An 18,092-nucleotide genomic window follows, 5' to 3' on the forward strand; every position below is an offset into this window, starting at 1 on the left:
CGCAACGGCACGCACCTGCGAGCCGGGCGTGTGCAAGGTGAGCGCAATCCGTGATGTGGCCCGTCATGCGGCCCCCGCCGGTTGTCCTCTGCACGTCGAACGGGAACTGGTCATCTGTGCAGATATCGGATACAGATGACCGTCATTGAGGGGCTAACTGGGGAACAATCACATGAAGAAAATTCTGTCCGTCATCGTCGCTCTCATGGCGGCGGTCGCCATCACCTTCACCACGGTCGAGGCGGCGCCTGCAAACCCGGCCGTCCGCGTCCACATCGACATCGGCTCGCAGACCATGTCGGTGATGGTGAACGGCTTCCCCTATGCCTTCTGGCGCGTGTCCACGGCACGCAAGGGCTACTACACGCCGCGCGGCAGCTTCGGCGTCACCCGCACCGCCAAGGTCTACTACTCGCGCAAGTATGACAACTCGCCGATGCCGAACTCGGTGTTCTTCCATGGCGGCTATGCCATCCATGGCACCGGCTACATCCGTAATCTCGGCCGCCCCGCTTCACATGGCTGCGTGCGCCTGCATCCGGCCAATGCCGCGAAGCTCTACGCGCTGGTGCACCGCTACGGCCTGAAGCGCACGCGCATCACGCTCACCGACTGAGGACGGCAGCACGTCTGATGTCGCGAGGCTCCGGTGCTTGACGCACCGGGGCCTTTTTCGCATCGTGGGCGCCACCGAGAACAAGAAAAATGCGAGGAAAACATGGGACGCGTGGCAATCATCACAGGCGGAGCACAAGGTCTTGGAGCCGCCATCGCGCGATCCTTCCTCGCCCATGATTTCACCGGCTGCGTGCTGGTGGACCGCAATGCCGATGGCCTCGCAACCGTTCAGGCGGCGCTGGGCAAGGACAAGTGTGCCGTGCTCGCCGCCGACCTTACTGCCGCCGCGACTCCGAAGGCCGCCGTCGATCTTGCGGTGAAGAGCTTTGGCCGTGTCGACGTGCTGGTGAATGCCGCCGGCAATACCGAGCGCTGGTCCATCGACGAGGTGACGCCCGAAGCCTTCGACAAGATGTTCGATGTGAACGTGAAGGCGGCCACCTTCATGATGCAGGCAGCGGCGAAGGAGATGCGCAAGGCCGGAGGCGGCGTGGTGATCAACATCGCTTCCATGCTCTCCTACGGCGGCCCGCCCAATCTCGGCGTCTATGCGGCGTCGAAGGCGGCGCTCGTCGTGCTGTCGCGCAATGCGGCGAATGCCTGGAAGCGCGAGGGCATCCGCGTCTTCGCCGTCAATCTCGGCTGGGTAGCGACCGATGGCGAACACCGGCTGCAGACCACCTTCCACAAGATGCCGGAGAATTGGGCCGAGGTGATCGGCAAGCGCATGCCCTTCGGCCGCCTGCAGAAGGCGGAGGACGTGGCGGGGCTGTGCCAGTTCCTCGTCTCGCCGCCTGCCCAGATGATGACGGGCGCCGTCATCGACTACGAGCAGATGCCGACGGGCGTATTCGATTCGCATCCGGCGCTGGCGCCAGAGTGAGATTTCACGCCGCCGGCTGCTCCGGATGATTGGCGGCGAGGCGGTTCTCGGTCGCCTTGGCTTCGCTCATGCACCAGTCGCGGAAGGCATCGACCAGCGGCGCGTCGCTCGTATCAAGCCGGGTGATGATGAAGTAGGCGAAGGACTTGGGCGCCCGCAGCGAAAGCTCGAAGGGTTTCACCAGCCGCCCGGCCGCAAGGTCGTCGGCCACGAGGTTCGAATCGCCCAGCGCCACGCCCAGCCCGTCGATGGCCGCCTGCACCGCGTAGGAGGTCTGGCCGAAGTGAAGTCCGGCGCTGTCATCGAAATCATTGATGCCCGCCGCCTTCATCCACATCTTCCAGTTCGGCCACGGGGAGCCCTGGGCTTCCCAGTCGAGGTGAATGAGGGTGTAGCGCAGGAGGTCGCGCGGGGTTTTGAGCGGGCGTTCCTTGGTGATGATCTTGGGGCTGCACACCGGGAAGACGTTGTCCTGGAACAGCATCGCCGAACGGAGGCCCGCATACCGGCCTTCGCCGAAGCGAATCGCCACATCCACATCCTCGCGGTCGAAGTCGACCGCCGCATGGGAGACGTCGACCCGGACGTCCGCGCCTGGGTGCATGGCCAGAAAGCGGTCCAGCCGGGGCACCAGCCATTTGGCCGCAAGGGAGGGGGAGGCCGAGACCCGTATCTGTTTCCGGTTTTCCATCCGTTTGATCCGGATGAGGGCCCGGCTCAGCACCTCCAGACTCTCGTGCGCTGCGGTATGGAGAATTTCTCCCTGGCGGGTGAGGGCCATGGACCGGCTCGTCCGGCTGAACAGCGGTACCCCCACGACGGCCTCTAACTCCTTGATCTGGTGGCTGATTGCCGCCGGTGTTACCCCCAGCACCTCGGCGGCCCGGGTGAAGTTCAGGGTGGTGGCTGCAGCATCGAAGGCCCGCAGGGAGCGCAGTCCGGGAAAAATTTCTATCATGGCTGATCCGCTTCTATCTTCAAACGTAATTTGAAGATGCTGAAAGAATTAGTCGTTTCCCCTTTGAATCACAATGATCTATATGATCATCATCAACATTAGTTAAAGAAAGTTAACCCCATGAAGCTCCTCACCCGCACCGCCCAGGTCCTCCGCAAGGCCTTCACCACCGACGTCGAAGCCCAGCGCATGCTGGAGAAGACCTACGTCCAGGTCGCTCTCTCTTCGCACTTCGGCGGCAACTGATCGTCCCGATCAGATACCCCATCCGGCGGATACACTCCCCGCCAAACTGAAATGGCCGCAGCCCCAACGGGCGCGGCCATTTTCTTTTGCGGTTGCGAAGGCGCTTACTTGCCCTTCCACACGGGCTTCCGCTTCTCCGCAAAGGCGCGCGCACCTTCGAGCTGGTCTTCGGAAGAATACAGCACGTCCACTGTCTTGAGCTTGCGCTTCGTCACCATGTGGAAGGCCTCATGGATGGGAAGGTGCATGGTCTCGCGCGCGATCTCCTTGATGCAGGCGTAGACGAGCGGCGGCCCTTCGGCGAGCTGTGCCGCCACGGCGCGGGCGCGGGTCATGAGCTGGTCCGCCGGCACCACCTCGTTGATGATGCCCCACTGCTTTGCTTCCGCGGTGTCGATGCGCCGCCCGGTGAAGAGCAGTTCCATCGCCACGTGATAGGGAATGAAGCGCGGCAGCTTGATGGTGGCGGCATCCGCCACCGTGCCGGAGTTGATCTCGGGCAGCGCGAAGGTGGCATGCTCGGCCGCGATGATGATGTCGCAGGAGATCATGATCTCGAAGCCGCCGCCGAAGGCGAGGCCGTTCACGGCACAGATGACCGGCTTGTTGAGGCCCTTCAGTTCCTGCAGGCCGCCAAAGCCGCCAACACCGTAATCCACGTCCGGTGCTTCGCCAGCGGCAGCGGCTTTCAGGTCCCAGCCCGGGCAGAAGAATTTCTCACCCGTGGCGGTGAGGATGGCGACGCGCAGCTCGGGATCGTCGCGGAAGCTGGCGAAGACATCGCCCATGATGCGGCTTGTGGCAGCATCGATGGCGTTCGCCTTGGGGCGATCGATCGTCACTTCGAGAACAGCGCCGCGGCGCTCGGTCTTGATTGGGTTGGTCATGTTATGGGCCTCATGCGGATCAGGGCATCGACTGCAACTGCGCCGTCCGGGAGGACGAGCAGGGGATTGACGTCAAGTTCATCGAGCGCCGGACCTGCGGCGGCGGCAAAGGCTGCCACGGCTTCGATGGCGCGGAACACGGCCTCGCGGTCACCGGACTTGCCGCGGAAGCCTTCGATCAGTGTCCAGACCTTGAGGCCCTTCACGGCGCGCTCGATCTCCGCTCGCGAGGTGGGGAGAAGCAGGGCAGAGGAGTCCTTGAGGAGTTCGGTCAGCACGCCACCCGCACCGATCACGAGGGCAAGCCCGAATTGCGGATCGCGGTTCACACCGATGATGAGTTCGGCCACGGCGCCCTTGACCATGCGTTCGACCAGCACCTTGTCAGAAAGATGCGCCATGGAGTGGGCCGCCGCGGCGACCTCGTCCTTGCTCGTGAGGTTGAGCTTCACGCCGCCCGCTTCCGTCTTGTGGGCGATGGCTGCGGAAGAGACCTTGAGGGTGACCGGAAAGCCGATCTCTGCGGCCACACCGGGCGCATCGGCAATGCTGCATTCGCGGCCCTGCGGCACGCTGAGCCCGTGCGACTTGAGCAGCGCCTTCGCCTCGATCTCGCTCAGGGTCTTCGCCTCTCCGACGCTGGCTTTGGGCGACGATACGGGTGGGAGCTTGTCCGTGCGGGCCCAGTTGGCGCCGATCTTCGCGGCGGCCTCGAAGGCGGTGAGGGCATCGTCCAGCCCGAACATGGGGGCGATGCCATCCGCCACCAGATCGTCGGCGAGGTCCAGCGGCAGGCATTCGGGAAGTGTAGCGACGACCGCTGCGCGGGCGTTGTTGGCGAGGGCCGAGACCTTGAAGGCGCGCGCCGTCTTCAGCCACGCCGCCGGGTTGAGGTGGGCCTGAGTCGGCGTATCGAGGATGAGCATGCCCACATCGAAGCCGCCCGAGAGCACGGCGGTGAAGGTGTTGGTGAGCTTCTCTTCCTGGTTCCAGATGAAGGTGTGGTAGTCGAGCGGATTGTCGATCGAGACGAATTCGTTGAGTGTCGCCGAGACCTTTTCTTTCGTGACCGGATCAAACGGCGGGAACGAGACGCCGCGTCCGACAGAGAGATCGGCTGCAAGTGCCGCTTCACCGCCGGAGCAGGAGAGCGAGACGAGCCTGCCGCCACCCGTTGCGCCGAAGTGCAGGAACTTCAGCGTCTCGACGAAGGCGGTGATCGAGGTCATGCGGGCCACGCCCAGGCGCTCGAACAGTGCATCGTAGAGCGTGTCGGCGCCTGCCAGCGACGAGGTGTGGCTCAGCGCCACCTTGGCACCCTGTTCGGAGCGGCCGGTCTTGAGCACCACCACGGGCTTCTGTGCGGCGCGGGCGGTTTCGCAGGCGCGGGCGAAGGCGGCAACGTCCTTCAGCCCCTCCACATGGAGGCCTATGGCCGAGATACGTTCGTCATCTGCAAGCTCGGCGACCATCGCTGCCATGTCCACATCCACCTGGTTCCCGATGGTGAACACGGCAGCAAGCGGCAGTGCGCGCTTCGTGAAGGTGAGGTTGCAGGCGATGTTGCCGGACTGGGTGATGATGGCGACGCCCTTTTTGACGGGCTTGATGCCGTGCTCATCCGGCCAGAGCGCGGCATTGGCGAGAACATTGACGAAGCCGTAGCAATTGGGCCCCATCAGGCGCATGCCATCCGCCGCCTTGATCAATTCGTTCTGCAGGGCCACGTCGCCCGCCTCGGCGAAGCCCGCAGCATAGATCACCGCGCCACCACAGCCGAGGTCACGCAATTCGCGCACGACCTCCACGGTGGGCTCGCGCTTCACCGCCACGAAGGCGGCATCGACCGGTTCACCGATCTCCGCCACCGACCGCTTGGTGGCGATACCGGCGAGCTGCTCGCGCTTCGGGTGGATCGCATGGATCTTGCCGGCAAAGCCCAGTTCCATGGTGCGCCGGATGGCGATCTCGCATTCATTGCCGCCGACAAAGGCGATCGAGCGCGGGAAAATCAGTTGCTTGAGCGACATGCGAACGTCCGTCAGCCGCCCAGCGGGCGCAGCAGGGCGCGGCTGATGATGTGGCGCTGGATTTCGCTGGTGCCTTCCCAGATGCGCTCCACGCGGGCATCGCGCCAGATTCGTTCCAGCGGCAGGTCGCTCATCAGGCCCATACCGCCGTGGATCTGGATCGCTTCATCGGCGACAAAGGCGAGCATCTCGGTGGCCTTCAGTTTCGCCATGGCCATGTCCATGTCGGTCACGGTCTTGTTGTCGAACTTCCACGCGGCCTCGAGGGTGAGCAGTTCCGCCGCCTTAAGTTCGAGCGCCATGTCGGCGAGCTTGAACGAGACGCCCTGGAACTTGCCGATCTGCTGGCCGAACTGCACGCGGTCCACCGCATACTGCTTGGCGTGTTCAAGCGCGCGTTCGGCCCGGCCGATGGAGGTGGCGGCGACCTGCAGGCGGGTGGCACCCAGCCAGTCGTTCGCCACTTCGAAGCCCTTGTGGATCTCGCCCAGAACCTGCGACTTGTGCACCCGGCAATCGGTGAATTCGAGGATGCAGTTGTTGTAGCCGCGATGGCTCACGTTCTTGTAGCCCATGCGGGTGGTGAAGCCCGGCGTATCCTTGTCGACGAGGAACGCGGTGATCAGCTTCTTCTTGCCGCGCGGTGTGTCTTCCTCACCCGTGGCGGCAAAGAGGATGCAGAACGTCGCCTCGTCGGCGTGGCTGATGAAGTGCTTGGTGCCGTTGATCACGAACCAGTCGCCATCCTGTTTCGCAAAGGTCTTCATGCCGCGCAGGTCCGAGCCGATGCCGGGTTCGGTGAGGGCAAGGCAGTCGCCGGCCTCGCCGCGGATCGCCGGAAAGAGATACTTCTCCCGCTGCTCGGCATTGCAGGCCATGAGGATGTTGGAGGGCCGCGCCACGCAGGTCCAATGCAGGGCATAGTTGGCCTTGCCCAGTTCCTTTTCGTAAAGCACCCATGTTAGCGTATCGAGGCCAGCGCCCCCCACCTCCGCAGGCATGTTGGCGGCATAGAGCCCCGCCTCGATCGCTTTCTTCTTCAGCGCGTCGCGGAGGTCGTGCCGGAGCACGCCGGTTTCCTCGATCTCGGCTTCGTGGGGATAGAGTTCATTGACGACGAAATCGCGCGTCGTCTTGATGATCATCTGCTGTTCGTCGCTGAGGGAGAAATCCATGAGGCTTACCTGATGTGGAAGGTTTCGGTGTGGCCATCGACAGCGATGGCCTGGCCGTTGATCATCTTGGCGGCGGGGGAGGCAAGGAAGAGGGCGAGGTCGGCGATCTCCTCGGGCTCGACGAAGCGTTCGATGGATTGTCCGCCCACCATCTGCTTGGCCACGACTTCGAAGGGCATACCGCGGATGTCCGCCTCGCCCTGGATCACGCGGTTGATGCGGTCGCCGCGCACCGTGCCGGGGCAGATGGCGTTGGCGGTGCACTTGTAGGGCCCGAGTTCGATGGCGAGAGACTTGGTGAAGCCCACGACCGCCCACTTCGCCGCCGCATAGGGCGTGCGGTTGCCAAAGCCGAAGAGGCCGGCGGTGGAGGAGAGGTTGATGATCGTGCCCGATTTCTGGTCCTTGAGCAGGGGTGCGGCCCTGCGGGCGCAGAGGAAGTAGCTGTCGATGCCGACGGAGAGGCACTCGCGCCAGTCCGCGAAGTCGATGTCGTCCACGGGCGCGGTGGGGCCCTTGATGCCGGCATTGTTCACCATCACGTCGAGGCCGCCCAGATCATCGAGCGCCTCGTCGAACCAGTTCTCGATCTCCGCCTCGGAGGTCACGTTCACATGCGTTGCGGCGATATCGGGGAACTCCTCGCGGAAGGCTGCGAGGGCTGCCTCGTTGACGTCGCAGATGTGGACCTGCGCGCCATCCTCGTGGAAAGCCTTGGCGATGGAACGCCCGATGCCGCTGGCGGCGGCGGTGATCATGACACGTTGCGGCATGGTTTCCCTCCCTTGGCGGCGCGCGGGGCTTACTTCTTCTTGCGCGCGGCGGGCTTCTTCTTTGCCTTCATTTCCCGCTCCAGCACAAGGCCGGCGCCGATCTTGTGTTTCTTGAAGAGCTTCATCATGTCGACGAGGATGGCGTTGCGCTTGGCTTCGATCTCGCGCACGGAACGGCCTGCGGCCTGGGCCTCGCAGCCTTCCACCAGCCGGGTCTCGAGGGCGGCGTTCCACTTCGGGAACTTGAGGTCGGTCCAGTCCAGTTCCAGCGTGGGATCGAACTGCTTGATGAAGTCGCGCATGCCGCCGGGGCCGCCCGCCACGTGATAAGTGAGGAACGAGCCCATGAAGGCCCAGCGCATGCCGGCGGAGTAGACGATCGAATCGTCGATGTCGCCAGTGGTGCCGATGTCCTTGTTGAGGATATGCAGCGCCTCGCGCCACAGCGCTTCCTGAAGGCGGTCACAGATGTAGCCCATGATCTCCTTCTTGAGGCGGAGCACCTGCATGCCGATCGCCTCGAAGTATTCCCCCGCACGATCCATGGCTTCAGCCGAGGTCTTCTCGCCCGGCACGGTTTCCACGAGCGGCAGCAGATAGACCGGGTTGAAGGGGTGGCCGATGATCACGCGTTCGGGATGCTTGCACTGGCTCTGCAGGTTGGTGGGCAGGAAGCCGGAGGACGACGAGGCGATGACGACATCAGGCCGCGCCGCCGCATCGATGTCCCTGAACAGCTTGATCTTGAGATCTTCCCGTTCCGGTGCCGCCTCGTGGATGAAGTCGGACTTCGAGGCCATGTGGGAAAGATCGGTGGTGAAGGTGAGTTTGCCTTTCTTCTTCGGCTTGCCGAGCAGCGCTTCCAGCGATGGCCAGGCCGTCTTGATCTGCGCCTTCAGCCTCTCTTCGGCGGCGGGCGAGACGTCGTAGGCAATGACGTCGAAGCCGCGGAAGAGGAGACGGGCGGCCCAGCCTGCGCCGATGAGGCCGGTTCCGGCGATGCCAACGGTCTTGATCTTCATTTCGTGATCCCCAGGATCTCGCGGCCTTCGTCCGGTGTCGCCACCTTGGTGCCGAGCAGTTCGATGATCTTCACCGCCTTCTCGACGAGCGCGCCGTTGGTGGCGAGCACACCCTTCTCGAGCCAGAGATTGTCTTCGAGGCCGACGCGCACATGGCCGCCGAGCAGCACGGCCTGTGCCACCGCCTGCATCTGGTTGCGGCCGATGGAGAAGGAGGCCCAGATGGCGTTCTCGGGCAACTGGCTCTTCTGATAGGCCATGGTCTCGGTGTTGTAGGGCGCGCCCCACGGAATGCCGAGGCAGAGCTGATAGAGCGGCCGATCCGCGATCAGGCCTTCCTTCACCAACTGGTTGGCGAACCAGAGATTGCCCGAGTCGAAGATTTCCATTTCGGGCTTCACGCCGTAGGACTTGATCAGTTCCGCCTGCTTGCGCAGCTGCGTCGGCGTCTGCACCACGATCGACTGGCCGTCGCCGAAGTTCAGCGTGCCGCAGTCAAGCGTGCAGATTTCCGGGCGCAATTCCTTGACGTGGACGAGGCGTTCCAGCGGCCCCACGCAATCGGTGCCGGGTCCGAACTCGAGCGGCTTCTCGCCGTCGCCAACGACAACGTCGCCGCCCATGCCAGCGGTCAGGTTGATGATGACGGTCTTGTTCTTCGCCCGGATGCGCTCCATCACCTCGCGATAGAGGTTCGTGTCGCGCGAGCCCTTGCCTGTCTTGGGGTCGCGAACGTGGCAGTGCACCACGGTGGCGCCGGCGCTTGCGGCCTCAAGGGCGGCATTGGCGATCTCCTCGGGAGTGACGGGGACATGGGGGCTCTTGCCCACCGTGTCGCCTGCGCCGGTGACGGCACAGGTGATGATGACTTTTGGCTGCATGGTCTTCCTCCAATTGGGCCGGAGACTATCCGGGGGCAAAAAGGTGATTTGACATTTTTCGCCACAGTTTGCCAAAATACGTCATGGCCCGTTTTGACGTCACCTTCCTGCTGGTGCCCCGCTTTTCGATGATCGCGCTCTACGGCGCCATGGAGCCCCTGCGCGTGGCCAACCGTTTTGCGAACGGCGCCTTCTCCTGGCGCTTCATTTCGGCGGACGGCAAGCCGGTAACAGCCTCAAATGGCATTCCCGTTTCGGTGAGTGGAGGGCTTGCCGATGTGGGCCGGCCGGCCATGGCCATGGTCTGCGCATCGTATGAACATGAGGCAGGGGTAGGGCGGCCCTTGCTCTCCGCGATCCGGAAGCTCGCCCGCGCCACGGTCTTGCTCGCCGGTCTCGATACGGGTCCGTTCGTGCTGGCGGAGGCAGGCGTGCTCGATGGCTATCGCGCCACGTGCCACTGGGAAAGTCTGCCGGGCTTCCGCGAAAGCTATCCGGCCGTGCAAGTGCGGGAGGCCTTGTTCGAGCGCGACCGGGACCGCATGACCTGCGCGGGTGGTGCCGCCGCCATCGACATGATGCTGGCATGGATCGCAGACCTGATGGGCCGGGAACTTTCGGTGCTGGTGGCCGACCAGCTCGTGCATTTCCGTTCGCGCGAGCAGGAGGGGCAGGTCCGCGCCTCGGCGCGCACCCGCTTCGGCACGGGGGATGCGCGCCTTCTCGCCATCATCTCGGCCATGGAGCAGCAGATCGAGGAGCCCCTGTCTGCGGCCCAGTTGGCCAGCATTGCGCATCTCTCGGTGCGGCAGATGGAGCGGCTGTTCCGCGATGAGCTTGGCACGCGGCCCATGGGCTTCTATCGCGCCCTGCGGCTGGAGCGGGCCGAACATCTGCTGTCCTATTCCCACCTGCCGGTGCGCGATGTTTCGCTGGCGGCGGGCTTTTCGACCTTGGCCGAATTCTCACGCGCCTTCCGCAGCCGCTCGGGGCTCTCACCCAGCCAGTTCCGCAAGGGCCGGAGCGGCGTGCCGGACCCTCTTGCCAAATCACCGCAATCGCTGGCAAATTAACCCTGTCTGGGGCAGTGACCACGCACGAGGCGGCCAATTGGGAAAATTGACAGCAGCCTATCTGTTCGCAACGGCGGCAATGTACCCGCAGGGTGACATCACGCCTTACATCCCGCCGACCAAGGACAACTGGTGCACGGTCGGTTACAAGGTCATGGTGCCTGATGGCCGCGAAGGCCGCGTGACATCCGTCTCAGGTGATATCTGCCGCGTCATCGCAGACGGCGAGGCTTACGTGACATTGATCCCGCACTACATCGTCGAGCCTGTCTATCCGCAGGATTTCGCCGCCGTGAAGATCGGCCACTGATCTACTTCGCATCTTCCAGAATGAGTTCTGCGCCTTTCCAGCCCACCATCATGGCGGGCGCGTTGGTGTTGCCGGCGATGAGGTTGGGGAAGACCGAGGCATCGCAGACGCGCAAGTTCTGCACGCCGTGAACCCGCAGACGTGAATCGACGACCGATGTTTTCGGGTCCGGTCCCATGCGGCACGTGCAGGAGGGATGATAGACCGTTCCGCTCCGCTGCTTGAAATCGTTGATCAGGTCGGCGTCGCTCTGGATCGCGGGACCCGGACGCAGCTCTTCGATGATCAGGTTCTTGAGGGGTTCCTGAGCGGCGATCTTGCGGATGAATTTCACGGCCGCCAGCATCTCGTCGATGTCGTGTTGCGTGCCGAAGGCATTGGGGGTGATGACCGGATGCTCTTTCGGATCGGCGGAGCGGATGAAGATCGTGCCGCGTGACGTGGGGCGACAATTGGAAAGTCCGATCGACATGCCCGAGAAGGGATCGGGCGAGAGGATGGGGCGCTCACCCACCTTCGGCTTCAGGGTGGAGAAGGCCTGGAAGTAGAGCTGCATGTTCGGCCGGTCATACGCCGGATTGGTCTTGAAGAAGCCGCCGCCGTGATTGATCGAGAGGCTGAGGGGGCCGCTGCGGAACAGGATGTACTGAAGCCCGACCTTGAGCTTGCCCCACCATGGACGCAGCTCGTCATTCAGCGTCGGCACCCTCATGCGGTAGGTGTAGTTGATGCCGAGATGGTCCTCGAGGTTTTCACCGACGTTCGGCTGGTCGATGCGGACGTCGATCCCGAGCTTCTTCAGAAGTGGGGCGGGCCCTATGCCGTTCAGTTGCAGGAGCTGCGGTGAATTGACGGCACCGCCCGAGAGGATCACTTCGCGCCCCGCCTTCGCGGTCTTGCGGACACCGGCGTGCTCGTATTCCACGCCGGTGACGCGCGTTCCCTTGAACAGCAGCTTCGTCACGAAGGCATTTGTTTCCACCGTTACGTTCTTGCGTTTCATCGCCGGGCGCAGGAAGGCGCGCGCCGCCGAGAGGCGCAGGCCGCCCTTCGTGGTGGTGTGATAGACGCCACTGCCTTCCTGCGTCTCGCCGTTGAAGTCGCGATTGAACTTCAGGCCCACAGCCTCGCAGGACTTGATGTAGTCGCGCGTCATGGGATGGACCGCATGGCTCGGGTCAGTAACGTGAAGAGGCCCGCCGCGGCCGTGCCAGGCAGCGTCTCCGGTCTCCACGTCCTCCATGGCCTTGTAGACCGCAAGCACGTCGTCCCATCCCCAGCCGGGATTTCCCGCCGCCTTCCAGCTCTCGTAGTCTTCTTTCTGGCCGCGGATATAGACCATGGCGTTGATCGAGCTGGAGCCGCCCAGCACCTTGCCGCGCGGCCAGTGGTCCCGCTGGCCGTTGAGGCCGGGGTCGGGCTCGGTGGCGTAGAGCCAGTTCACGGTCTTGTCGTAGAAGGTCTTGCCGTAGCCCAGCGGCATCTGGACGTAGAACCTGAGGTCGCTGCCGCCTGCCTCCAGGACCAGCACGGAATGGCGGCCCGAGGCGGAAAGCCTGTCAGCCAGCACGCAGCCGGCGGAGCCCGCGCCCACGATGATGAAGTCGAATGTCATGAAGCCGTTATCTACGGGATGGGCCGCCATCCTCAAAGCCCTGCATCGGTGAAAAAAACTGAAAGGGAAGCAGGGGGGAGGGCATTCCCGAAGCCTCCGGTTTTTGCCAATCTGATGAAAAGGCAGGAAACGCGCGTCATGAAAATCAAGGACCTGAAAGTGTTCATCGTCGGCAATCCTCCTCCGGGCTGGGGCGGCCGCTACTTCACCTTCGTGAAGCTCACCACCGACAACGGCATCAGCGGCATCGGCGAATGCTACGGTGCCACCTTCGGCGCCAAGGCGATGACCGCCATGATCGAGGACACCTTCCAGCGCTACGTCGAGGGCATGAACCCCTTCGAGATCGAGAAGCTGTGGCGCAAGGTCTATGGCTCCGGCTACACGCTGCGCCCCGATGTCTCGCTCATGGGCGTGCTGTCCGGTCTTGAGATCGCGCTCTGGGACATCAAGGGCAAGGCGCTGGGCCAGCCGGTCTACAACCTCTTGGGCGGCAAGGTGCACGAGCGCCTGCGCTCCTACACATACATCTACCCCGACGAGAGCAAGGGGCAGGACTCCTCGATCTTCTGGAACGCCGAGCAATCGGCGGAGCGCGCGGCGCAATACGTGAAGATGGGCTTCACCGGCATCAAGTTTGATCCGGCGGCACCCTATTCCTCCTTCGATCCGCGCCAGCCGGGGCTCGAGTCGATCGATCTCTGCGTCAAGTTCTGCAAACTGATCCGTGAGGCCGTCGGCAACAAGGCGGACCTGCTGTTCGGAACCCATGGCCAGTTCACCGCCTCGGGCGCCATCCGCTTCGCCAAGAAGATCGAGCAATTCGATCCGCTCTGGTTCGAGGAGCCGACGCCGCCTGAGAAGCCCGAGGAAATGGCGCTGGTGGCGCGCGGCACGTCGATCCCCGTTGCCACGGGTGAGCGCCTGACCACGAAATACGAATTCGCGCGCGTGCTCGAATGCCGGGCCGCCTCGATCCTGCAGATGGCGCTGGGCCGTGTCGGCGGGCTCATGGAAGCGAAGAAGATCGCAGCCATGGCGGAAGCCCATTACGCGCAGATCGCGCCCCATCTCTATGCCGGCCCTGTCGAGGGTGCCGCCAACATCCACTTCTCTGCCACGCTGCCGAACTTCCTCATTCTCGAAAGCATCGAGACGTGGACCGGCTTCCATTCGCAGATCCTCAAGAAGCCGATTCGCTGGGAGGGGGGCTATGTGATCCCGCCCACCGAGCCCGGCCTCGGCATCGAGCTGAACGAGGAGGTGGCGCTGGCGCATCCCTACACCGGTGACCGCCTCCACCTCGAGATGACCAACGAACCGGTGCACTGAACCCGGTCAGGAGACAATGATGAAATACGGTTACATCGGCTTGGGCAACCTGGGCGGCCACCTCGCCATGAGCCTCATCCGCAATGGCTTCGAGGTTGTCGTGAACGACATCGACAGGAAACTGGGCGAGCGGCACGTCGCCGCCGGCGCCACCTGGGCGGACAGCCCGCAGGCGCTCGCGGCCCAAGTTGATCATGTGTTCACCTGCCTTCCGTCGCCCGCGGTATCCGAGAAGGTCCTCACTCAAATCCTCGAGACCTTGAAGCCGGGCAGCACCTGGCTCGAGAACTCCACCAACGGCCGGGACGAGATGATCCGGCTGTCCAAGATGGCTGAGGCCAAGGGCGTGAGAACGCTGGAGTGCCCGGTGACGGGCGGTGTCCACCTTGCGGCCCGGGGCGAGATCACGGTGCTGGTCGGCGGCGAAAGCGAACTCTTCGAGTTCCAGCGCAAGGCCCTGCAATCGATCGGGAAAAAGATATTCCACATGGGTCCCGTCGGGTCTGCGGCGATCATCAAGGTGATCACCAACATGCTCGCCTTCATCCACCTCGTCGCCGATGCGGAGGCGCTGATGTTGGCGAAGCGCGGCGGGCTGGACCTCGCCCAGGCATGGCACGCCATCACCGCCTCGAGCGGCACGAGCTTCGTGCACGAGACCGAAGGCCAGCTCATCCTGAACGGCAGCTACGACATCGCCTTCACCATGGACCTGGCCCTCAAGGACCTCGGTTTCGCCATGTCATTCGGTAAGGAATTCGGGGTGCCGCTCGACCTGGCCTCCATGACCAACCAGACCTTCATGAAGGGCAAGGCGGTCTACGGTGGGGGGGCCCAATCCACCCAGATTGCCAAACTCCTGGAAGATGCCCTGGGAACCGACCTGCGAGCGCCGGGGTTTCCCGCAAGGCTGGAATAAAACCTGGCGTTGTGCCAGAACTACTGAATGCGATGACTGGGGTCCCATGAACATGAACGGCAGATGAACGGCAGGTTCATGTTTTCGCCAGAGTCGCAGTGTTATTCAGCCGGTACTGGATCAAACAGCGAGGAGCAAAGTCCATGAAGAAGATCATTTCCACAGTCATGAGCGCGGCCATGGTTGCCTCGCTTTCCCTCCCGGTTGTCGTTGCCACGGGTTCCACCGCTCAGGCCGCCAGCCGCGCCTATTGCGACAACTACGCCCGCAAGTACGCCAACAAGAAGACCAACAAGAAGGTCGCCCAGAACATGCTTGCTGCCGGCGTTGTCGGCGGTCTTCTGGGTGCTGCCGTGGGCGGCAAGAAGTCCACGGTTGCCGGCGCCGCACTCGGTGCTGGTGGCGGCATGGTGTACAGCGGTTCCAAGTGGGACAAGTACTACTGGCGCGCTTACGACGATTGCCGCAGCTGGTAATCGCAGCAATCTGAAACAGGAAGGCCGGGACGTCTCCCGGCCTTTTTTGCTTGGTCTGAACGATGTCAGGCGACGACGGTGTAACCTGCGAGTTTCAGGACCCGGTTGAGTTCCTTCGCGCCCACTTGCGCCATCTTGAGCGGCGGCGATGTCTTCGGATCCTGCTCGGCTTCGACCACGAACCAGCCTTCATAGCCGTAGGAGGCGAGGCGCTTCACGATCGCCTCGAAGTCGAGCGAGCCGTCGCCGGGCACTGTGAAGGCGCCCTTGATCACGGCGTCGAGGAAGCTTTCCTTGCTGCGGTCGAGTGTGTTGATCACGTCCATGCGGACGTCCTTGGTGTGGACGTGGGTGATGCGCTTGTGATGCTTGTCGATCACGCGCAATACATCGCCACCGGCAAAGGCCATGTGGCCTGCATCGAAGAGCAGGGGAATGCCGGCGCCCGAGTGGTGCATGAAGCTGTCGAGTTCGGCTTCCGTTTCCACAACAGCCGCCATGTGGTGGTGATAGGAGAGCGGCATGCCCTGGTCGGCGCACCATTCTCCGAATTCGGTCATGCGGCGGGCATAGGCCTTCATCTCGTCGCCGGAGAGCTTGGCCTTGGTCGCCAGCGGCTTGGAGCGGTCACCCTGAATCGAGAGGCCGACTTCGCCATAGACGATGCAAGGCGCCTTCACCGCCTTGAACAGTTCGATCATGGGCTGGATGCGGTCCTTGTTGGTGGCAAGGTCCTCGATGGTGAGGGTGCCCGAGAACCAGCCGCCGCACAGCGTCACATCGGCCTTCTTCAGCACGGGCAGCATTTCGGCGGCCGACTCCGGGAAGCGCCGGCCTTTTTCCATGCCTGTAAAGCCGGCCGAACGCGATTGGCGCAGGCATTCTTCCAGCGATACGTCGTCCGAGAGTTCAGGCAGATCGTCGTTCCACCAGGCGATGGGAGACATGCCGAGTTTGGCCTTCATGTGAAGCTCCGTCAGGGTCAGGGTTCCCGCCCCATAGGCCAGGATGGCCAATCCTTCAACGGGTGTGGCCGGGAACTATCCCCTTGTCGGGAAAAATATGAACGGCTAGGTTTTTTCCGGGATTTTGGGGAACAAAAACATCATGGCCAGCCTCCAGGAATTGACGGCAACGCGACCGACACGGGACCTTTCGGATCAGGAGGTTCTGCTGGTGCAGGGCGAGGGCGGCGGGGATTTCTATATTCTCCTCAGCGGAAAGCTGGCGGTCCTACGCGATGGCGTGAGCATCGCCACCATCAATCAGCCGGGAACGCTGGTGGGTGAAATGTCGGTGCTGCGCGGGACGCCCTACAGCGCCACGGTGCGGGCAGAAGGCCCGGCCAAGGTGCGCGTGATCAAGGATGCAAACGCGCTGCTCGACAGCGAGCCGGGACTTGCCCGCCGCGTGGCCGCACTTGTCGCCGGGCGGCTCGACGCCACCTCGGCGCTGCTCGTGGAGCTCTCGAAGCAGAACAAGGACAAGGCCAGCGAGCAGGGGCTCCTTCGCCGGATTCTCGCAACGCTCTATGGCCCTGCCACGGAGTGAGCGCCCTGCACGCCTGATGGCGCGGCCTACTCCTTGAGGAAATAGGTGATGGTCGTGACCACGCGGACCTTCTTCATCACCTGCTTTTCCGGACGGTCGTTTGGAATCTCGATCGCCGGCGTGATCTCGATCACGCCCTGATTGGCGCTCTGGATGTCGCCCACCTTGGCGCCCGACTCGGCGGCGAATTTCTCTGCCGCCTCCTTGGCGCGCTTGGTGGCCTCGGTCAGCATCTCGCCCTTGAGGTCATTCACCTGCGTGAAGATGAAGGACGGCCCGGCGTTGTAGGCATCGGCCGAGAAGACCACGCCGGACTTGAGCAGATCGCCGATCATGCGGGCAGAGTTCTGCAGCTTGTCCACTTCCGAGGAACGCACGAGCAAATCCTCGGTAAGCACGAAGCGGCTGTCCTCCGGCGTGCCTTGCGCGTTGTAGCCGGCGAGCCGGTCTTCCACCTGGATGTTCTGCACCTGCAGGTCCGCCTCGGCGAAGCCGTTGGTGGTGAGGAATCGCTTCACCGCCTGCTCGGAAGTCTCCAGCTTGCCGCGCGCATCCTCAAGGCTGGGGCCGGTGGTGACGAAGCGAATCGGCCAGAAGCCGAGGTTGGCCTTGACCTCCCGTTCCGAGAGACCCTTGACCGTCACGACCCGGTAGCCGAGGCGGCTTTCCACAAGGGACTGGCCTGCGAGCAGTCCGCCCGCAGCAACGCCCAGGCCGACGAGACCGCCGGCAATCACACGCGATAGAGATGACATGAGAGAAGTTCCGTCTGAAAGCGCCCCCGCGCTTATTGCGTTCTTGTCGCTGCCGATTGTGTTGCGATGATGACACGCAGTGCGGGCAGTGCCGCTTGCCCACACGCTGTTTACGCTCTCCCGCGTTAACCATGCTTAACGCTTTACTAACGTCCTGTGCCATTGCAGGATGGACGAGATGCGGCGTTGTTCATCTGGGTGATTGTTATGCGTAAGGTTTTCCTTGCGGGTGTTGCCGCTACCGTTTCCGTGATCGTTTCCACGCCGGCCTTTGCCGACAGCGCGCTGGGCGTCGCCTGCCGCCAGTACGCCGCCGCGGTTGCCGACAGGTACATGTCCCAACAGGTGGTCCGCCTGGATGGCAATAAGTCCGCCGCCCAGGGCTTCATCACTGTCCATGCCTATGGCCGCAAGTACCAGGTTCCCCGGCAGGTGGCCGGCAACGGGCTGCAGCGGGCCTCCATCGGCACGGTGACCCGCGAATGGGGTCTGGTCTACACCGAGGAGCGCGACCGCTGCCTCGAAGACCGGTTGCTGGGCGATTTCAACACCCGCTACTGATCGGGCGATCACCGGACACACTGGCTG

At 63.3% G+C, this 18,092-nt stretch carries 20 protein-coding genes; 10 read left to right on the forward strand and 10 right to left on the reverse strand.

Annotated elements, in window-relative coordinates:
• The first annotated feature begins 172 nt into the window (after positions 1 to 172).
• Entirely contained in the window at positions 173 to 616 is a 444-nt protein-coding gene (locus QM801_RS05970) for a L,D-transpeptidase (protein WP_415018297.1), read from the forward strand.
• A gap of 102 nt (positions 617 to 718) precedes the next feature.
• Positions 719 to 1,501 carry an oxidoreductase gene (locus QM801_RS05975; RefSeq protein ID WP_415018298.1) on the forward strand — a complete coding sequence of 261 codons (783 nt, stop codon included), beginning with the start codon at positions 719 to 721 and terminating at the stop codon, positions 1,499 to 1,501.
• 4 nt (positions 1,502 to 1,505) lie between these two features.
• On the opposite strand, the gene gcvA is transcribed toward QM801_RS05975, so the two are convergent.
• Positions 1,506 to 2,459 carry a transcriptional regulator GcvA gene (gene gcvA, locus QM801_RS05980; protein WP_415018299.1) on the reverse strand — a complete coding sequence of 318 codons (954 nt, stop codon included), beginning with the start codon at positions 2,457 to 2,459 and terminating at the stop codon, positions 1,506 to 1,508.
• Positions 2,460 to 2,579: 120 nt separating this feature from the next.
• On the opposite strand from gcvA, the gene QM801_RS05985 reads away from it, so the two are divergent.
• Positions 2,580 to 2,705, forward strand: coding sequence for a hypothetical protein (locus tag QM801_RS05985; protein WP_415018300.1), 126 nt, complete (start codon positions 2,580 to 2,582; stop codon positions 2,703 to 2,705).
• Positions 2,706 to 2,809: 104 nt separating this feature from the next.
• Here the strand turns inward: QM801_RS05985 and QM801_RS05990 are convergent, their stop codons facing one another.
• Genes QM801_RS05990 through QM801_RS06015 form a run of 6 tightly spaced genes read right to left on the reverse strand, consistent with a single transcriptional unit; the run spans position 2,810 to position 9,473 of the window.
• On the reverse strand, positions 2,810 to 3,592 hold the full coding sequence (locus tag QM801_RS05990; protein ID WP_415018301.1) for a carnitinyl-CoA dehydratase: 783 nt from the start codon (positions 3,590 to 3,592) through the stop codon (positions 2,810 to 2,812).
• Positions 3,589 to 5,622: an acetate--CoA ligase family protein gene (locus tag QM801_RS05995; protein WP_415018302.1), complete on the reverse strand. Its 2,034-nt coding sequence runs from the start codon at positions 5,620 to 5,622 to the stop codon at positions 3,589 to 3,591. The genes QM801_RS05990 and QM801_RS05995 overlap by 4 nt, the downstream gene beginning before the upstream one ends.
• Before the next feature lie 11 nt (positions 5,623 to 5,633).
• The gene (locus QM801_RS06000) at positions 5,634 to 6,797 is read right to left on the reverse strand and encodes an acyl-CoA dehydrogenase family protein (RefSeq protein ID WP_415018303.1); all 1,164 of its coding nucleotides are present in this window, start codon (positions 6,795 to 6,797) and stop codon (positions 5,634 to 5,636) included.
• A 5-nt stretch (positions 6,798 to 6,802) separates the two neighbouring features.
• A complete protein-coding gene (locus QM801_RS06005; RefSeq protein WP_415018304.1) occupies positions 6,803 to 7,570 on the reverse strand; it encodes an SDR family oxidoreductase in 768 nt (255 codons plus the stop codon).
• Positions 7,571 to 7,599: 29 nt separating this feature from the next.
• A complete protein-coding gene (locus QM801_RS06010) occupies positions 7,600 to 8,592 on the reverse strand; it encodes a 3-hydroxyacyl-CoA dehydrogenase NAD-binding domain-containing protein (protein WP_415018305.1) in 993 nt (330 codons plus the stop codon).
• Positions 8,589 to 9,473, reverse strand: coding sequence for a 3-keto-5-aminohexanoate cleavage protein (locus QM801_RS06015; protein WP_415018306.1), 885 nt, complete (start codon positions 9,471 to 9,473; stop codon positions 8,589 to 8,591). The genes QM801_RS06010 and QM801_RS06015 overlap by 4 nt, the downstream gene beginning before the upstream one ends.
• Before the next feature lie 83 nt (positions 9,474 to 9,556).
• On the opposite strand from QM801_RS06015, the gene QM801_RS06020 reads away from it, so the two are divergent.
• Together QM801_RS06020 and QM801_RS06025 are read left to right on the forward strand one after the other, a co-directional pair.
• Positions 9,557 to 10,546: a GlxA family transcriptional regulator gene (locus QM801_RS06020; RefSeq protein ID WP_415018307.1), complete on the forward strand. Its 990-nt coding sequence runs from the start codon at positions 9,557 to 9,559 to the stop codon at positions 10,544 to 10,546.
• A 46-nt stretch (positions 10,547 to 10,592) separates the two neighbouring features.
• A complete protein-coding gene (locus QM801_RS06025) occupies positions 10,593 to 10,856 on the forward strand; it encodes a hypothetical protein (protein ID WP_415018308.1) in 264 nt (87 codons plus the stop codon).
• A 1-nt stretch (position 10,857) separates the two neighbouring features.
• Here the strand turns inward: QM801_RS06025 and QM801_RS06030 are convergent, their stop codons facing one another.
• Positions 10,858 to 12,471: a GMC family oxidoreductase gene (locus QM801_RS06030; RefSeq protein ID WP_415018309.1), complete on the reverse strand. Its 1,614-nt coding sequence runs from the start codon at positions 12,469 to 12,471 to the stop codon at positions 10,858 to 10,860.
• A gap of 138 nt (positions 12,472 to 12,609) precedes the next feature.
• Between QM801_RS06030 and QM801_RS06035 the strand changes: the two genes are divergently transcribed.
• The 3 genes from QM801_RS06035 to QM801_RS06045 all read left to right on the forward strand — a co-directional run bounded on the left by QM801_RS06035 (position 12,610) and on the right by QM801_RS06045 (position 15,198).
• Positions 12,610 to 13,803, forward strand: coding sequence for a mandelate racemase/muconate lactonizing enzyme family protein (locus QM801_RS06035; protein ID WP_415018310.1), 1,194 nt, complete (start codon positions 12,610 to 12,612; stop codon positions 13,801 to 13,803).
• A 19-nt stretch (positions 13,804 to 13,822) separates the two neighbouring features.
• Positions 13,823 to 14,722, forward strand: a complete 900-nt coding sequence (locus QM801_RS06040) for an NAD(P)-dependent oxidoreductase (protein ID WP_415020898.1) — start codon at positions 13,823 to 13,825, stop codon at positions 14,720 to 14,722.
• Between the two features lie 143 nt (positions 14,723 to 14,865).
• The gene (locus QM801_RS06045; protein ID WP_415018311.1) at positions 14,866 to 15,198 is read left to right on the forward strand and encodes a hypothetical protein; all 333 of its coding nucleotides are present in this window, start codon (positions 14,866 to 14,868) and stop codon (positions 15,196 to 15,198) included.
• 65 nt (positions 15,199 to 15,263) lie between these two features.
• Here the strand turns inward: QM801_RS06045 and iolE are convergent, their stop codons facing one another.
• Positions 15,264 to 16,163: a myo-inosose-2 dehydratase gene (gene iolE / locus QM801_RS06050; RefSeq protein ID WP_415018312.1), complete on the reverse strand. Its 900-nt coding sequence runs from the start codon at positions 16,161 to 16,163 to the stop codon at positions 15,264 to 15,266.
• Between the two features lie 142 nt (positions 16,164 to 16,305).
• On the opposite strand from iolE, the gene QM801_RS06055 reads away from it, so the two are divergent.
• Positions 16,306 to 16,749: a Crp/Fnr family transcriptional regulator gene (locus QM801_RS06055; RefSeq protein WP_415018313.1), complete on the forward strand. Its 444-nt coding sequence runs from the start codon at positions 16,306 to 16,308 to the stop codon at positions 16,747 to 16,749.
• A gap of 26 nt (positions 16,750 to 16,775) precedes the next feature.
• Here the strand turns inward: QM801_RS06055 and QM801_RS06060 are convergent, their stop codons facing one another.
• The gene (locus QM801_RS06060) at positions 16,776 to 17,504 is read right to left on the reverse strand and encodes an SIMPL domain-containing protein (protein ID WP_415018314.1); all 729 of its coding nucleotides are present in this window, start codon (positions 17,502 to 17,504) and stop codon (positions 16,776 to 16,778) included.
• A gap of 207 nt (positions 17,505 to 17,711) precedes the next feature.
• Between QM801_RS06060 and QM801_RS06065 the strand changes: the two genes are divergently transcribed.
• Positions 17,712 to 18,065, forward strand: coding sequence for a hypothetical protein (locus QM801_RS06065; protein ID WP_415018315.1), 354 nt, complete (start codon positions 17,712 to 17,714; stop codon positions 18,063 to 18,065).
• The last annotated feature ends 27 nt before the right edge of the window (positions 18,066 to 18,092 follow it).

Origin of the sequence: Aestuariivirga sp., from assembly GCF_047600585.1 — a bacterium.
In the GTDB taxonomy this organism is placed as follows: Bacteria; Pseudomonadota; Alphaproteobacteria; order Rhizobiales; family Aestuariivirgaceae; genus Aestuariivirga.

What these genes read in the sequence shown, in the direction of transcription:
- QM801_RS05970 (WP_415018297.1), top strand. Translation starts at nt 173, where the DNA reads ATGAAGAAAATTCTGTCCGTCATCGTCGCTCTCATGGCGGCGGTCGCC.
- QM801_RS05975 (WP_415018298.1), top strand. Translation starts at nt 719, where the DNA reads ATGGGACGCGTGGCAATCATCACAGGCGGAGCACAAGGTCTTGGAGCC.
- gcvA (WP_415018299.1), bottom strand. Translation starts at nt 2,459, where the DNA reads ATGATAGAAATTTTTCCCGGACTGCGCTCCCTGCGGGCCTTCGATGCT.
- QM801_RS05985 (WP_415018300.1), top strand. Translation starts at nt 2,580, where the DNA reads ATGAAGCTCCTCACCCGCACCGCCCAGGTCCTCCGCAAGGCCTTCACC.
- QM801_RS05990 (WP_415018301.1), bottom strand. Translation starts at nt 3,592, where the DNA reads ATGACCAACCCAATCAAGACCGAGCGCCGCGGCGCTGTTCTCGAAGTG.
- QM801_RS05995 (WP_415018302.1), bottom strand. Translation starts at nt 5,622, where the DNA reads ATGTCGCTCAAGCAACTGATTTTCCCGCGCTCGATCGCCTTTGTCGGC.
- QM801_RS06000 (WP_415018303.1), bottom strand. Translation starts at nt 6,797, where the DNA reads ATGGATTTCTCCCTCAGCGACGAACAGCAGATGATCATCAAGACGACG.
- QM801_RS06005 (WP_415018304.1), bottom strand. Translation starts at nt 7,570, where the DNA reads ATGCCGCAACGTGTCATGATCACCGCCGCCGCCAGCGGCATCGGGCGT.
- QM801_RS06010 (WP_415018305.1), bottom strand. Translation starts at nt 8,592, where the DNA reads ATGAAGATCAAGACCGTTGGCATCGCCGGAACCGGCCTCATCGGCGCA.
- QM801_RS06015 (WP_415018306.1), bottom strand. Translation starts at nt 9,473, where the DNA reads ATGCAGCCAAAAGTCATCATCACCTGTGCCGTCACCGGCGCAGGCGAC.
- QM801_RS06020 (WP_415018307.1), top strand. Translation starts at nt 9,557, where the DNA reads ATGGCCCGTTTTGACGTCACCTTCCTGCTGGTGCCCCGCTTTTCGATG.
- QM801_RS06030 (WP_415018309.1), bottom strand. Translation starts at nt 12,471, where the DNA reads ATGACATTCGACTTCATCATCGTGGGCGCGGGCTCCGCCGGCTGCGTG.
- QM801_RS06035 (WP_415018310.1), top strand. Translation starts at nt 12,610, where the DNA reads ATGAAAATCAAGGACCTGAAAGTGTTCATCGTCGGCAATCCTCCTCCG.
- QM801_RS06040 (WP_415020898.1), top strand. Translation starts at nt 13,823, where the DNA reads ATGAAATACGGTTACATCGGCTTGGGCAACCTGGGCGGCCACCTCGCC.
- QM801_RS06045 (WP_415018311.1), top strand. Translation starts at nt 14,866, where the DNA reads ATGAAGAAGATCATTTCCACAGTCATGAGCGCGGCCATGGTTGCCTCG.
- iolE (WP_415018312.1), bottom strand. Translation starts at nt 16,163, where the DNA reads ATGAAGGCCAAACTCGGCATGTCTCCCATCGCCTGGTGGAACGACGAT.
- QM801_RS06055 (WP_415018313.1), top strand. Translation starts at nt 16,306, where the DNA reads ATGGCCAGCCTCCAGGAATTGACGGCAACGCGACCGACACGGGACCTT.
- QM801_RS06060 (WP_415018314.1), bottom strand. Translation starts at nt 17,504, where the DNA reads ATGTCATCTCTATCGCGTGTGATTGCCGGCGGTCTCGTCGGCCTGGGC.
- QM801_RS06065 (WP_415018315.1), top strand. Translation starts at nt 17,712, where the DNA reads ATGCGTAAGGTTTTCCTTGCGGGTGTTGCCGCTACCGTTTCCGTGATC.